The organism is Metabacillus sp. KJ11-3 (assembly GCF_055808295.1).
The window spans coordinates 2,091,483-2,106,964 of record NZ_CM147865.1 but is presented as its reverse complement, the minus strand read 5'-3'; the positions used below and the strand labels follow the sequence as shown (position 1 = coordinate 2,106,964).

13 protein-coding genes, 1 pseudogene and 1 riboswitch are annotated in these 15,482 nt (G+C 37.2%); all 14 genes and pseudogenes read right to left on the bottom strand.

Annotated elements, in window-relative coordinates; translation table 11 throughout:
• Window positions 1–15 precede the first annotated feature (15 nt).
• Window positions 16–986, bottom strand: a pseudogene (cbiB, locus tag AC0L8O_RS10705) (adenosylcobinamide-phosphate synthase CbiB).
• On the bottom strand, window positions 987–2,522 hold the full coding sequence (locus AC0L8O_RS10700; protein ID WP_473447988.1) for a cobyric acid synthase: 1,536 nt from the start codon (window positions 2,520–2,522) through the stop codon (window positions 987–989).
• Window positions 2,523–2,544: 22 nt separating this feature from the next.
• The gene (locus tag AC0L8O_RS10695; RefSeq protein WP_473447986.1) at window positions 2,545–3,084 is read right to left on the bottom strand and encodes a cob(I)yrinic acid a,c-diamide adenosyltransferase; all 540 of its coding nucleotides are present in this window, start codon (window positions 3,082–3,084) and stop codon (window positions 2,545–2,547) included.
• A 10-nt stretch (window positions 3,085–3,094) separates the two neighbouring features.
• The gene (cobT, locus tag AC0L8O_RS10690; RefSeq protein WP_473447984.1) at window positions 3,095–4,138 is read right to left on the bottom strand and encodes a nicotinate-nucleotide--dimethylbenzimidazole phosphoribosyltransferase; all 1,044 of its coding nucleotides are present in this window, start codon (window positions 4,136–4,138) and stop codon (window positions 3,095–3,097) included.
• Window positions 4,135–5,523 (bottom strand): cobyrinate a,c-diamide synthase, encoded by a 1,389-nt coding sequence (locus tag AC0L8O_RS10685; protein ID WP_473447982.1) that lies wholly within the window; start codon window positions 5,521–5,523, stop codon window positions 4,135–4,137. Before AC0L8O_RS10685 ends, cobT begins: the two co-directional genes overlap by 4 nt.
• On the bottom strand, window positions 5,523–7,019 hold the full coding sequence (locus tag AC0L8O_RS10680) for an adenosylcobinamide amidohydrolase (RefSeq protein WP_473447979.1): 1,497 nt from the start codon (window positions 7,017–7,019) through the stop codon (window positions 5,523–5,525). Before AC0L8O_RS10680 ends, AC0L8O_RS10685 begins: the two co-directional genes overlap by 1 nt.
• Complete coding sequence (locus AC0L8O_RS10675) at window positions 7,020–8,087, bottom strand: FecCD family ABC transporter permease (protein WP_473447977.1); 1,068 nt, start codon at window positions 8,085–8,087, stop codon at window positions 7,020–7,022.
• A complete protein-coding gene (locus AC0L8O_RS10670; RefSeq protein ID WP_473448830.1) occupies window positions 8,050–9,042 on the bottom strand; it encodes an ABC transporter substrate-binding protein in 993 nt (330 codons plus the stop codon). Before AC0L8O_RS10670 ends, AC0L8O_RS10675 begins: the two co-directional genes overlap by 38 nt.
• A gap of 204 nt (window positions 9,043–9,246) precedes the next feature.
• Window positions 9,247–9,437, bottom strand: a riboswitch (cobalamin riboswitch).
• Between the two features lie 169 nt (window positions 9,438–9,606).
• Window positions 9,607–10,524, bottom strand: coding sequence for an AraC family transcriptional regulator (locus tag AC0L8O_RS10665; RefSeq protein WP_051475657.1), 918 nt, complete (start codon window positions 10,522–10,524; stop codon window positions 9,607–9,609).
• Between the two features lie 151 nt (window positions 10,525–10,675).
• Window positions 10,676–11,674, bottom strand: coding sequence for a Gfo/Idh/MocA family protein (locus AC0L8O_RS10660; RefSeq protein WP_473447975.1), 999 nt, complete (start codon window positions 11,672–11,674; stop codon window positions 10,676–10,678).
• Window positions 11,675–11,750: 76 nt separating this feature from the next.
• Window positions 11,751–13,148, bottom strand: a complete 1,398-nt coding sequence (locus AC0L8O_RS10655; protein WP_473447973.1) for a sulfatase family protein — start codon at window positions 13,146–13,148, stop codon at window positions 11,751–11,753.
• Window positions 13,149–13,154: 6 nt separating this feature from the next.
• Window positions 13,155–13,979, bottom strand: coding sequence for a sugar phosphate isomerase/epimerase family protein (locus AC0L8O_RS10650; protein WP_026561490.1), 825 nt, complete (start codon window positions 13,977–13,979; stop codon window positions 13,155–13,157).
• Window positions 13,976–14,998: a Gfo/Idh/MocA family protein gene (locus AC0L8O_RS10645; protein WP_473447971.1), complete on the bottom strand. Its 1,023-nt coding sequence runs from the start codon at window positions 14,996–14,998 to the stop codon at window positions 13,976–13,978. The genes AC0L8O_RS10650 and AC0L8O_RS10645 overlap by 4 nt, the downstream gene beginning before the upstream one ends.
• Before the next feature lie 62 nt (window positions 14,999–15,060).
• Window positions 15,061–15,429: a sensory rhodopsin transducer gene (locus AC0L8O_RS10640; RefSeq protein WP_473447969.1), complete on the bottom strand. Its 369-nt coding sequence runs from the start codon at window positions 15,427–15,429 to the stop codon at window positions 15,061–15,063.
• Window positions 15,430–15,482: the final 53 nt, after the last annotated feature.

Genomic DNA, 15,482 nt, shown 5'->3' with positions numbered 1-15,482 from the left:
GATTTCACCTCTTCTTTATTGCGATAGGACGACAAAGATAATTAGGCATGGGATTAGGACAAAAACAATCCATCCTCCATGCATATATTTGATCGCTTTTGAAATATCAGATTGAGTTAAGTCTTTTTCAGGGTCTCCCATTGTCGCTCTTTCTGACTTTCTTCCTTTATAATAATTAATCCCGCCTAATTGAACCCCTAATAAGCCGGCAACCATTGCCTCTGACCAACCGCTGTTAGGGCTTGGATGTTTTCTTGCATCTCTCAAGGTGATCTTCCAAGCCCGGTTTACGTTTGAACCTTTTATAAGAAGACTTGAGATCCATATGGAAAGTGCTGTTAGTCTAGCTGGAATCCAATTGGCAAGATCATCAAGTTTTGCAGAGGCCCATCCAAATTGACCATATCGTTCATCTTTGTACCCAACCATTGAATCTAATGTATTAATTGCCCGATAAACGAGTGCAAAAGGTGCTCCACCGATTATTGCCCAAAATAATGGAGCAGTAATTCCATCGACGGTATTTTCAGCAACTGTTTCAACAGTACCTCGGACAATTTCTTTTTCAGGTAAGTTTAATGTATCACGCCCTACAATCATACTTAGCTGTTTTCTTGCCTCTATAATATCCCTTTTTTTAATGGAAGAAGCACTTCTTTTGCAGCGGTAGATAATCCTTTTATTGCAATGGTTGTTGAAATAAGATAAATTTCTAGAATGATAGCCAATATTGGATGAAGCTTGTATGCGATAAACAACATTGTAGAAGTAACAAGAAAAACGACTAAAATAATGGATATGGTAAGGGCTAGTCCTTTTTGGACGCGATGTTCTCCCTGATTCCACTTTCTTTCTAAAAATGAAATGAGCTTCCCCATCATAACGACAGGATGAGGAAGCCACCTTGGATCACCTATGATGAAATCAAGTACAATGCCAGCTGCAATGATTAATAAAAGATATTCTGAAAATACATTAAACAACATTCATGTTAATTCCTTTACATCGTTATTGTCGGTTCTGTTTGAGCCAAATTTTTCACATAATTGATACACTAGATCCAGGTTGATATTCTCCCTAATCTCATTCGCTAATAAATCAAAACCTTCTTCTTTCTTCTTAGCAAATGATACCCGATCATAAATTGGATCCAAGCCTTTTTTGGTACGAATTTCATTAAGAATGTTTTCACGTAATAGGTCATTATGAAAAATCCCGTGAAAATACGTACCAACCAATTGCTTGTTCTCACTTATCACACCATCTTGACTATTTGTTAGGTGTATAAAAGGTTTATATCTTTCATCAAAGTACGATTCACCCATATGAATTTCATACCCTTTTACAGGGATTTGCTTTTCTCCAAACATTGCCATTCCTATTGATTGGACTGTTTTTTTCTTTTCAGTTATAACAGTTTTCATAGGAAGTAAACCTAATCCACTCGTTTTTCCATGTACTGATTCCACTTTATGTTCGTCCTCAATACTGTTACCGAGCATTTGATATCCCCCACAAATGCCAACAATCATTGTATCTCTCTGTGTGAGCTCCAATATTTTATTGGCTAATCCACTCTGATGGAGAGACATCATATCCTCAATTGTATTTTTACTTCCGGGTAAGATGAGTAAATCAGGGTATCCTAGTTCATCTGCATGTTTCACGAATCGAACATGACAATCAACTTCTTCAAAAAATGGATCTACGTCAGTAAAATTAGAAATCATCGGATGGCGAATGACAGCAATATCAATATCTTTGGAGAGATCTTGTTTAGAAGAATAATTTGTTAAAACAACTGAATCTTCCGCTTCTATAAACAAATCTTCAATATATGGAACAACCCCTAATACAGGAACACCGGTGTATTCTTCAAACCATTTTAAGCCTGGTTCTAATAAAGAGACATCCCCGCGGAATTTATTAATGATCACACCAATAATTCTGTTGCGATCTTCCGGCTCTAATAACTGGAGTGTCCCTACTAAGCTCGCAAATACACCACCCTTTTCAATATCACCAACTAATATGACGGGTGCATCAGCCATTTTGGCAACACGCATATTTACAAGCTCACGGTCATTTAAATTAATTTCTGCCGGACTTCCCGCTCCTTCAATCACAATTCGGTCATAGCTAGATGCCAATCTATCATAAGCATCCCTTATCAATGTTAACCCTTGTTGAAAGAAGTCTTGCCGGTATTCGCCTGCTTTCATATTTCTAAATGGTTTACCATGTACAACAATTTGAGATTGGTAAGCTCCTGTCGGTTTGATCAAGATCGGATTCATATCAGTTGTCGCAATGATGTTAGCTGCTTCTGCTTGCACACCTTGTGCCCGGCCAATTTCTTTTCCATCAATTGTGATGTAAGAATTGAGTGCCATGTTTTGTGACTTAAATGGTGCTGTCTTATAGCCATCCTGCATAAAGATACGGCATAGTGCTGTTACAATCGCACTTTTTCCAGCATCAGAATGTGTGCCTTGAATCATTAAAGGTACTGCCTTTTTCATATGTATGAACTCCTTTGCGCGGTTAAAATTCAATTCCCTTCACAGCAGGAATTCCTTCATTATAATAATGCTTTTCCACATCAATGACAGAGACAAGATCGGCTACATCTTTAATTTCTTGTTTGGCATTTCTACCCGTTATAACAAGATGAACGTGTGGTGGACGATTTTGGATCACGTCAATCACTTCTTGTAAGGGTAAAACATCTTCTATTGGAAAAGTCTCAATAGAAAGTGCGTTATTTAGCTCATCTAAAATCACGACATCATATTCTCCACTTAGTACCGCTTCCTTTGCTTTCGGCCAGCCAACTCTCAATGCTTCCCGATGCTCTTCAGGTGTTTTGGTCCATGTAAAGCCAATACCTAGTTGAACCATGTCCACACCTAATTTTTTCAGGGCAATTTGTTCTCCATATGAACGCTGGGGAGATTTTATAAATTGAAAGATTTTTGCTTTGTACCCTCTTCCTACCGCCCGCAATGTTAATCCAAGAGCAGACGTTGTTTTCCCTTTTCCATCACCGGTGTATACAAGTGTTAAACCTTTTTTCTCCATCATCAATTACCTCCTAGCTTTTTTGAGAAACTCCAGCAGATTCGAATGTTGCCATTTCCTTTAGCATTAGTGTAGCTGATTGAATAATTGGGTAAGTAACCGCTGCTCCTGTTCCTTCACCCAACCGGAGACCTAAATCTAAAAGTGGTTTTTTTCCTAATAATGAAAGGGCAATTTGGTGACCAGGTTCAACTGATCGATGTGTTACAATCATATAATCTGAAGCATTCGGTGAAAGTTGCTTTGCCAGTAATGCCGCAATCGTACAAATAAACCCATCAACAAGAATCGGTACTCGCTTGCTAGCTGCAGCAAGCATTGCACCTGTCATACCAGCAATTTCTAGTCCACCTACCTTCGAGATGAGATCGATTGGATCAGATGAATCAGGATTTCGGTTTTGAAGTGATTGCTTAATAACAGAAACTTTATGCTGGATGCCTTCTTCTGTAATTCCAGTACCAGTACCAACGACAGCTTCAATCGCTTTTCCACTTAATAAAGCTAAAATTGCACTGCTTGCTGTTGTATTGCCAATTCCCATTTCACCAAGAATCAGACATTGTGCACCTTTGTTAATGATTTCAATACTCTCTTTATAACCAATTTCAATTGCTTTTTCGGCTTCTTCACGAGACATAGCATCTTCTTTCAGAAAGTTACCTGTCCCATATCGTACTTTTTTGGTTATTAAATCTGAATGATCAAGATCGCTTGCAACCCCAATGTCAATAATGTTTAAAAGCGCTCCTATTTGTCTACTAAATACATTAATAGCTGCTCCGCCATTTAAAAAATTAAGGACCATCTGTTCTGTAACAGCTTTTGGATAAGCTGATACTCCTTCATCTGTTATGCCATGATCTGCTGCAAAGACAAGTACTCCTGCAGGACTTACAGTTGGAAAAGATTCATTTTTTATTTCAGCTAGTGAAATCGCCAGTTCTTCTAATCTTCCCAAACTTCCAAGCGGTTTTGTTAATGAATTGATATAGAGTGAGACTTGTTTTCCCATTTCTGTGGATTTTTCCGGAATGGTATATGTATGTTTAGTCAATGATGATTCCCCCGATTTTGTTTGTATTCAAGGCATTTACCGATCAAGTTGTCAACCATGTCAGGGTTTGAACCGAAGTGAAAATGTGTATAGCCAGCCACTACATTTTTAAGTAAATACCCTTCCTTTTTTATTCCTCTAAGTCCTTTTGTTTCGTATGCGTAAGGAACGTTATCTTCCGTAGATTCATAGGTGGAATAATGAAATTCATGTCCTTTCCCTACGACATTCTTTAAAAGGTAATTACCATTTTGACCGTTTATTTCTCTATAACCTAAAGCAGCTAAAGTTTGTTGCATGTGAACCTTACCAGGAATGACTCCTGCCATTTGATAGGTTTTCAATTCAGTTGTTCTAATTGATTCTGTTAAATACATGAACCCGCCACATTCAGCTAGTGTTGGTAGCCCTTGTTCTATATACATTTTAATAGAATGCTTTGCTTTTTGGTTTTTCTCTAATCGTTGGGCAAATTCCTCAGGAAAGCCCCCGCCGATATAAAGGCCGTCGATGTCTGAAGGCAACTCTTCATCTTCAAGTGGTGAAAAATAAACAATGTCTGCTCCTTTTGATTCCAACATTTCAAGATTCTCAGGATAATAGAAATTGAACGCTGCATCTTTTGCTACAGCAATTTTTACGATTTGTTCTTTTTTAGTTTTAAACAGAGAAGACTCTTCATTTAAAGGTAAAGGATCTGCTGCCGATAATTCGACTAGTTTTTGTATATCAATTGTTTCACTGACTAAATCTCCTAATGTATGAAAAAATTGATCAAGATCACCACGTTCAATTGAAGGAATGAGACCAAGATGACGTTCAGGTATCTCGATATCCATTTCTCTTTTTAAATATCCGACAACAGGTACAAGACATTCCTTCTCAATTGCTTTTTTTACAAGCTGATAATGCCCCTCACTCCCGACTTTATTTGCAATGACACCCACAATGTTCGGTCCGTCCGAAAGAAGTTGAAAGCCTTTCACAATAGCAGCAGTACTACGGGCCATGCTTTCACAATTAACAACTAATAAAACCGGACTTTTCGTAATGATACTGATTTCTGCTGTACTTCCCTCATTCGTTTCCGGGTTTTTCCCGTCAAAAAAGCCCATAACTCCTTCAATAACGGAAATATCAGCACCAATGCTGCCATGATGTAAGATGTCGATAACATGATCATGGGAGAGCATCCAACTATCCAAATTTCGAGAAGCTCTTTTTGTAACTGCCGTATGATAACTTGGATCAATATAATCAGGACCACATTTAAATCCTTGGACAATAAGTCCACGTTTTATTAAGGCAGACATTAACCCAATTGTAAGGGTTGTTTTTCCAACTCCACTTCCGGTTCCTGCAATGACTAATCTTTTCTGTTGCATCAAGATTCCTCTTTTCTATCATAACGACCTTTGTTTACGCGAAGTAAATATTTCTTGATTGCTTCATATGTAGCCTTATAAATAATTTGACCTATTGCCCGGCCAACAACCGTCCCTGATCCGGCATAAGGAGTTTTTTCTCCCTGCTGTGTTAAACCGAGAACAACTGCATCGGTTGATGTGCCGGTTGCCATTGACTTAGTCTGGGGATCTTTTATGTTTAAATCGGTTAGAGCCTTGACTTTTGCTTCTGTTGCTGACAGTAACCCATTAACAAGTGCTCCATCTGTAAAATGTGCATCAATAAAGAGCATAGTATTGATTGTTCCAATCGTTTGAACTGGTTCTGTAATTGGTTGTTTTGTGATATCAACTGCATTTCCAACACCTGCAGTCACAATAGCAAGCAGCTGGATTCCATTTACTTCCTCTTCTATTATGACAACATCCTCCAAAATAACAGCTGTCATCATCCCAAGTGCTTGTTCAAATGGGATGTTCATTTTTTTCATCCTGGTCTGTACATCTTTAGGCGGCTCATCACAATGATAATTTTTCTTCACATGAAAATTACAAAAATGAGTGAGCCACTGAATTCCATCGCCAATTACACCATTAGATATTGATTTTAACGGATGGTTGAACTGAACATGGATAAATTCCTTCGTTTGTTTAATCGCATAAGATTCTTTAAAATTATAAGGTTGTGGAGATATACGATGGTTTGGAGTCAATAACAACTGTGGCTTTGGAATTGTTGGATGTGATTGAGAAAGTACATCCACCTCATACACTTTTTTCAGCTGATTCACTTTTCTTAACGTTTCTACATCCCCAACTTCTAGAAACTGCCCATGATGCAGCAGGGCGATGCGATCAGAATAAAGTGATGCCACATTTAAATCATGTAAAATGGCAAAAATGGTTAATCCCATTGATTGCTGTTGTTCTTTTAATAAATCGAGCATTTGAAAAGTATGCTTAATATCTAAATGGTTGGTAGGCTCATCTAGAAGTAAAATTTCAGGTTCCTGCACTAAAGCCTTCGCCAATAAAACTCTTTGCTTTTCCCCACCGCTTATCATGCGAAATGGAGTTTTTTTGAATTGGGTAATACTTGTCATATCCATGACATGATCCATTAAGGCGATATCGTGTTTTGTAAGTTGTTTGAGAAAACCCTTTTGATGCGGGTATCGACCGAGTGCGATAATTTCTTCAACCGTATAATCAAATGATACATTTGCTTCCTGGGTGAGTACAGCCATTTTTTTCGCTTTATCAAGCTTGGATAGACTTGTAATCGATTGGTTTGATAAATACACATCTCCACCTATAATCGGTAGTTGACCTGTAATAAGCTTGAAAATGGTCGTTTTTCCACTTCCGTTTGGACCAAGGAGGGTGAAAAACTCACCTTTTTTGATATCTGCATCAATACCGTTTATAATGGGCGGATGTGAATAACCGCCAACTAAGTTCTGAATTCTTATCATTTACGATCTCCTCCGCCCAATACGTTCTCTAATTAATAAAAGTGCAAAAACCGGTGCACCAATTAAAGCTGTGATCACACCAATCGGCATTTCCTTGGGAGCGATAATGGTTCGGCATACTAAGTCTGCCAAAATGAGAAATGCTCCACCTACAAGCATTGACAATGGTAGAACATGGCGATGATTCGGTCCCGTTATTAAGCGAATAAGATGTGGAATAACAAGTCCGACAAAACCTATCGAGCCTGAGACCGCAACAGCTGCACCTGTTAATAGGGAAGCACCAATTAGAATAAAGATTTTTCTTTTTCTCACATCAACACCTATATGGTCTGCTGCTTCCTCACCTAGTGCCAATGCATTTAACTCCCGATGATTTGCAAATAAAATGAAGGTCCCGAGCGCCATAAACGGAATAATTAATGTTACATGTGTCCAGCTTCTCATCCCAACACTACCGTACAGCCAATAAATAATTTGTGTCATTGAATCACGGTCACTTAATGAGATAATTAGTGAGACAATGGCGCCAATAAATGCACTTACGATAATTCCGGCCAGAATAATCGTTTCAATTGCCAGGTTTCGACTGCTTAATTTCACAAGGCCAAAAACGAGGAAAAGAGTAATAAAGCCACTTATGATTGCCACAACAGGAAGTGTAAAGCTTCCTAAGCCGATTATCGAAAATTGAAAAAAGATAACAAACACCGCACCAAGTGATGCTCCTGACGACACCCCGATTGTATAAGGATCTGCCAATGGATTTCGTAACAGTCCTTGAAAGGCGGCTCCTGCTAATGATAAAGATGCCCCAACACAAAACCCCAGCAGTACTCTTGGCAAACGAATATTCCATATGATCATCTCTTCATTTTTTGGAATTTCTCCCAGCCACCCAAAACCGAATGCATTGTCAGAAATGATATGTAAAATAGTGGGAATCGGCACTTGGACACTGCTAATAAATAAACCAAGGAGGGCTGTACTAAGTACAAACCCTCCGCTTAGAATATACAGCCACGTAATTTTACTTTTCAAACACTTCAGGATAAATAAGCTTCGCAAGTGTCTCGACTCCTTCAATTAAACGCGGACCTGGTCTTGTTACTGTATCGTTATCAACATCAAATACCTGTTTATTTTTAATTGCTGGTACTTCTGTCCACCCTTTACGTGCTAATACCTGTTCACTTGGATTGTCTATATAATAGCCATACGTTGTAATAATCACATCAGGGTTTAGTTTAACAATTTCTTCCTCCGTTAATTTCACCCAGCCTTCTTGGTCTTCTGCGGCATTAACTGCTTGGATTGATTCCAGCATTTCATTCATAAATGTGTTTTTACCTGTTGTAAAGATATCCGGTGATGGAGAAACTTCTACCCATACTTTCTTTTTCTCTGTAATTTCAGCTGCAGCTTTTTCTTTTATAGCAGCAAGACGGTCTTCCATATCAGTTACAATTTCGTTAGCTTTTTCTTCAGTCCCTGTTGCTTGTCCAATCATTTGGATATTTTTATATACTTCATCAAATGAAGAGGTATCACCAACAACAACCACTTTAATTCCTGCTTCTTCAAGTTGCTTTAAAATATCAGGGTGTGTTTCATTATGATAATCGGTTACTAACGCAATATCAGGTTGAAGGGATAGTACCATTTCAACATTGATATCCTGAGCACCTACTTTTTCTATCTCTAATGCTTCTGGAGGGTAGTTATCATAATCAGAAACACCTATCACTTTATCACCTAGTCCAAGAGCGAAAAGAATTTCAGTATTACTCGCTTGGATAGAAACGATTGATTCAGGCTCAGATTCGATGGTTACTTCCTTACCTGCATCATCCGTTATCGTGACTGGAAACGCCTGTGCACTCTCAGTATTATTCTCTTCTTGTTGAGTCGAATCATTCTTAGTATTCTGCTCACCTTGTGTGGTATCCTCTTGAGATCCGCACCCCACGATCATGAACATGCTTAACAAAAGAACAACACTTAATAAACCCCACTTTTTCATAAACGTATTCATTTGTTCATTCTCCCTTTCTTTTTTGAACACAAAAAAACGCTATTCTCTATAGAAAGCGTTGAATAAAGGCATCTAAATGGTATTTCTCTTGTTCAAGATATGTATAAACATCCAATCTACTATAAAAATAATAGCAATAAAGCAGCAAGAGACTGACTAAAGAGCACTTTAAACATTCCTTTCCTCGAGGAAGCTTAAAAAACATAATAGGCAGGTCTCCTGACTTACGAATTTGAATGCCGGTTATTCCTTCCCATGCTTTACACACAGTGGTTCTTACATAACCTTACTCTTCGCTTACAGTGGCGGGACCGTGTTGGATTTACACCAAACTTCCCTCTTAGTCTTACATATGGTAAGAAACCTATTTGTTCAGTATTTATTTTTTTGTTTTCTATTAGAGAGTATAATATAGACTTAGTCGTTTGTAAAATGGATTTGTTGATGAATGATACATGGTTAAAAATAGAAGAGGAAATGATTAAATTCCTAAAACATATTATAGATAACTATTTAATATAAATCTATCGGTTCTTTTCATATAAGTGAGCATCAAACTTTAATACTTGTAATGTAGCTACTTGCTTTAAATTTACCGGGAGAACAGCCAACTATTCTTCGAAATAAGCGGCTAAAAAACGCAGGGTCTTCATACCCGACTCTTATCGCAACATTAATCACTTTTTCATCGGTTTCTATCAAATATTGTTTTGCTTTTTCAATTCTGATATTGTGTACCATCTCGATTATGGTCTGTCCTGTTTCTTGTTTAAATAGGCGGTTTAGATGACGTGGACTGATATTAAATAAGTGACAGAGGGTCTGGATGGAGATTTTCTGATCAAAGTTTCTCGTTAAATATCCACATATTCTTTGAATCAAAATGTTTACATCATCTTGCTTTGAGAGAGGTTGCATACATCTTGATTTTCTATCATTATATTGACGGGACAAAATGATTAACAATTCTACTAGCTGTAAACGTATTAAAGTGGAGTAGCATGAATTTTCCCTGTTGTATTCAAACATCATCCCTTCTAATAAATGTAAAAATCTTGATGAGGTATTGACATCTAAATTTAAGAGATGATGGAAACGCTCGTTATTATCTAAGAAAGGATGAATATAAAAATAATCCATTGATTGAGAAACACCTAGTTCTTTTAACCAGGAGTCTTGAATTAAATTAGGAAGAAATAAGCAATTAATAATTTCTAATGATTCGCCTTTATCAATATTAAACGTATGAACTTCACCGGGATTAATGATGAAAACATCATTTGTTTTGATCATGTAGGATTGTTCTTCAAATATATGTCTTGCATTGCCTTTAACTACAAATACAAGTTCAATGAACTCATGTGAATGCGCAGGAGGTATGTTTGTAGAATCATGATGAAATCTCTGAATCCAAAATGGAAATTCTTCTGTTTTCATATATTCACTACTTTGATATGTAGTTGCTGACATATATGTGCCTCCTCTAGATAAAATAACATGGATGTTTATCTAGTAAGTAAACGTTCTCTTTCATATATTAGTAAACGCTTACAATAAGTATTAAACAATCTCTTTTTTTAGTCAATTACCGAAATGAAAATGGTGTTTTTTTACTACATATTCATTTTCCAATTTCAATAACTGCACCATTTTCCAATTGTGAGCGAATAGCTGCTTCTATTACTTCCTGTGCTGCTAATGCCTCATGACCAGAGCCGGTGATTTTTTCCGGCGGAGTAGATTGTTTTATCTCACTAATAAACGTATTTATTCTATTTTTAAAAGTTTCATTAAAACCATTCATTCCCGTTAGAACTGAATTGCGAAACACCTTTAATTCACTGCTTTTATGCGGATAAAACGTTAAGTTTTCATATACATTATCAATAAAAAACCTCCCCTTATTGCCGGCAACTTCACAAGTTTCTATCGGATGGTTGTTATCCATATCATAACTACCCGTTAAATGCCCAACTGCACCAGATTCAAATTCTAAATTAATTGAAGCTGTAGACCATACTTTTCTCCCGGGTGCTTTTGTCATGAATGCTTGAACACGTTTAATATCTCCTCCAAAATAACGAATCACATCAATTGAATGTGTGTGAAGGGCTCTCATGTGGATCCAGGGACTAGATTCGTTAGGATTGCCAATTGTTAATTTCATATTAAGATATAATAATGTTCCGAGGTCTCCATTATCAATCCACTTCTTAGCCTGTTCTGCAACCGGTACAAAACGGTGATTTAAATTACATGCTAAGCGTACGTTTTTTGCTTTTGCATAATTCACCAATTCGCGAGCTTCTTCAATATTATTAGATAAAGGTTTTTCTACCAGTACATCTTTCCCTGCATCAATCGCCATTCTAGCAGGTGCATAATGATGGGAACCGTTTTCTTTACCACCAGTTGCAATACTAATAACATCAATCTCCTCATTTTCTAACATACTTTTCAAATCTGTATATGCTTGTACGTTAAATTCATTGGCTGCTGCATCAGCCAACTCTTTATTTAAATCACAAACAGCAATTAGGTCGGTGTCGTTATTTTCTCTAAAATAACGACAATGTATTTTCCCGATATTGTTAACTCCTATAACGGCTGCTTTTATCATTATTTCTCTATCCTTTCTTGAATCAAATACTTCGAAGAAAAACTCCTTCGAAGTATTTGCATTAATTTAAAATGAATTAAAGCTGTTCTTCTTTTTTCTTCTCTTGTAACTTTTGGGCAGTATGAATGGATCCAATGTATAATGAGTCGTAAGCTTCCTGTGAAGTATTAAAAGGTCCTTGGTCTAAACCATGCCAATTTAGGTTTGTATACATTGGATTTTTTCTGCCACATTCTTGTTCTCGCTTCCTTATATATTCATTAAGCCTTCCTGTTAATAAATTGACAATTTCCGGCTCCTCATCTGCTACATTTTGTAATTCGTTTGGATCTTTCACAAGATTATATAACTCAACTTCAGGTTTAAAATGAAAATCCGGTTCAAGAGCAATAATCAGCTTCCATTCCGGAGTGCGCCAGCCATGTTTACGCATCCACGTACATTCTGTAAGATAAAATTCCGGTTCCTGACTAAACGTTTCCCCCTCTTCTCTTACGATGGACATAAGATTTCTACCGTCAAATGAAATATTCGTATCAATACCTATAACATCTAGGATTGTTGGCATAATATCTTTTATTAGTGAGGAATCCTTAACTCTCTTTCCTTCGGGTAATCCGGGATATTTAAGGATTAACGGTACAACAAGATTATGTTCATATAAACTATGATGATCGTACCAACATTCATGTTCATTTAATGTTTCACCGTGATCTGATGTGATGATGATGAGTGTTTCCTCAGTTAAACCAAGTGTTTCAACAGAAGTTACTATATTTTGTATACATGCATCCATATAGGCAACAGCACCATCGTACTGGGCATCAATGTATTCTGAGTCTGTACAGCCATTAGGTATCCATGAAGTGATAAAGTCAGCGAAAGGTTTAAATTCCTTCATTTTCGCTAAAGAACTATTTGATGGATCACATTCATCACCATCAAAAAACATTCGTTCATACGGTTTTGGAGGTAAGTATGGAGAATGTGGATCCATATGTCTTAAAAACAAGAAAAATGGTTTCTCATCATTTGCGAGTCTTTTTAGCTCCGGGAGTGCAACATCATTTAGGTTTTGTGCTTTCGGACAACGACCTGTTTCATCAGGCTGCCAAGCTTCATAATCAATATATTTTTGGAAACCCCTTGAGGCAGGGTTTCCTGTAAACCCGATACAAGTTGTGTTATAGCCATTTTCATTTAGAACTTCCGGAAGTGTTTTAACATGTTCACCTAATGGGCCATGATGTCTAAGAGCTACGACATCTGTGCCAAAACAATCCATACCTGTAAGCATCGAAGCATAACCTGGTGTGGTTGGTATACTAGGACTAAAATGGTTTTCAAATAATACCCCTGATTCAGCTAACTTATCAATATGCGGTGTTGTTAATCGATTGTAGCCATAGGAACTCATTCGGTCTCTTCTTAGACTATCAATCCCAAAGAGAATGACATTTGGCTGTTTTTTCATAACAAATTATCCTTTCTGAACAAAATTAGTTTCTCTTGCCCCTAAAGCCTTTAAAGTTGCATTCAGATAACCGTAACTTTCTGCTGCCACAATGGATACATCTGCCAAAGAATGCTGATTCGCTCCAATGACCTCTAAGCAAACCGGTCCACTGTAATTACCTTCCACCATAGCCTTACAATATGCATAAAGATTTATATCACCACGTCCACATGCTTGATTCGCGATATTTCCCGGCCCCTTTGAACGCCCTTTGCAATCACGTATATGAATATGTTTCACTCTATTTAGTACTCTAGTAAGCTCTTCTTCAGGATTTTCATTTCCCCTATAAATATGACTAGGATCCATATCAATACCAAATGCAGTAGATGAAATTTCATTCATGGCTTGTAGTGTTGTAGGCGTGTTATAAATGGCATTCCCCACATGTGCTTTTACACAAAGTGTAACTCCATAAGTCTCTGCCTTTTTCGATAAACGGTAAAGGGTTTCAATGGATTGCTGAAGATCACCCTCATCACCCGACTTCCCTCCAGGTCCTACATTAATAATGGGAATGCCTATCTCAGCTCCTGCCTCAAAGGCTTTAGTCAATCGGTCTTCATCAAGTGAAGCAACCTCCATTGAAAGAAATTCAAGATGATTTTCTTCAAGTATCGCCTTTAATTCTCCTGCTTGCTCCCTCCATCGATCTAACTCTAAATGTTCACACATTCCTTTTATTGCAGAGATTTCAACTCCATCGTATCCGCATAAAGCAATTTGTCTGGCAGCTGTTTCAAAATCAAAATCTTTAAACAGTACAGAATTTACACCAAGTTTTATCATATTATCCCTCCTGAAATTAGCTCTACATCTTTTACCTCAACGATTGTACCTGTTTCAAACGATTTTATGGCTGCTTCAATAATTTGCTGCGCCTTTAAAGCATCTTGACCTGAACCATCCACTTGATCATACGGAACACCTTGAATTAACTGATTTACAAAGGAGTCAATTCTGGATTTAAATGTTTCCGGAAAAGATTTCATGCCTCCTAAATAACTGTAGCTTTCAGTCTCAATACTTGTTCGAGGATAATAGGTTAATTTTTCACATGCATCTTCAAGTACAAATCTTCCTTTGGATCCGACCACCTCACAAAGTTCCAACCCATAGCTCGCTCCAGCATCATAGCTTCCTACTAAATGACCAATTGCGCCATTTTCAAATTCCAACATGATTTGAGTGTTAGACCATATTTTCCTGCCTTCTCCTTTCATCATAAACGCACCAACCCTTTTGACATCTCCGCAAAAATATCTAATCACATCAAAAGAGTGTGGATGTAATGCGCGTAAATGGAACCATGGTGAGCTTTCTACTGGATTGTTAATCCACATTCTCATATTAATCATATGAAGCTTTCCAATACGGCCATTTTCAACCCATTCTTTTGCCTTTTCGGCTGCAGGTGTGAAGCGATGGTTGAGATTTACTGCGTAAGGTATTTTATTTTGTTTGGCTAGTTCAACCATTTTATATCCTTCTTCAATATTGTTTGATATCGGTTTTTCACCAAGAACTGGGATACCTGCATGTAATAATTCCATTGTTGGTGTATAGTGTTCGCCTCCATTCTCTTCTCCTTTGGTGCAAACGCTTACAAGATCTAGATTCATTCCATCATTTAGCATCTCTTTTACACTGTAAAATGCTTTACAACCAAACTTATTTGCAGCTTGATCAGCTTTTGCTTTTACAATGTCACATATTGCTACAATTTCTGTGTTTGGATTTTCTTCATATACTTTCGCATGGATACTACCTATGTTTCCAATCCCTACAACCGCCACTTTTATTGTCATTTAATCATCCTCCATAATGCAAAAATGTAAATCAAACCCAACAATATATTACATATTTAATACTAGCTTTCTATCGCATAGGCCATTGTAGTAAATAGTGCTAGTGCTTCCTGGGATGTGTCTAATCTGCTATGCTGAACAATAATTGGCACATTACTTTCCACTTTTATTGCATAAGGAATATTTCTTGGTACCATATTACCTTCTTGATCAGAAATTTTATCTAACCGAATATGATGTGTTCTCTGTGGACCACATTCTGAAAAAAACAAATCCATAGGATCCTGATCTTCAAAATAAAATGTGAGGTTAATGACTGCACTACTTTCAGTTAAATTTAAAACACATACTGCCTCATGGCTGATTTGGTCTCCCTTGCTTTTCGGTTGTAAAAAACCATCTGGAATAATCCAAATTCTCTTTCCTTTCAATACGCATCCCTCTTTTTCTGAATATTTGTCTGCAACTCTTCTGTACTATTAAC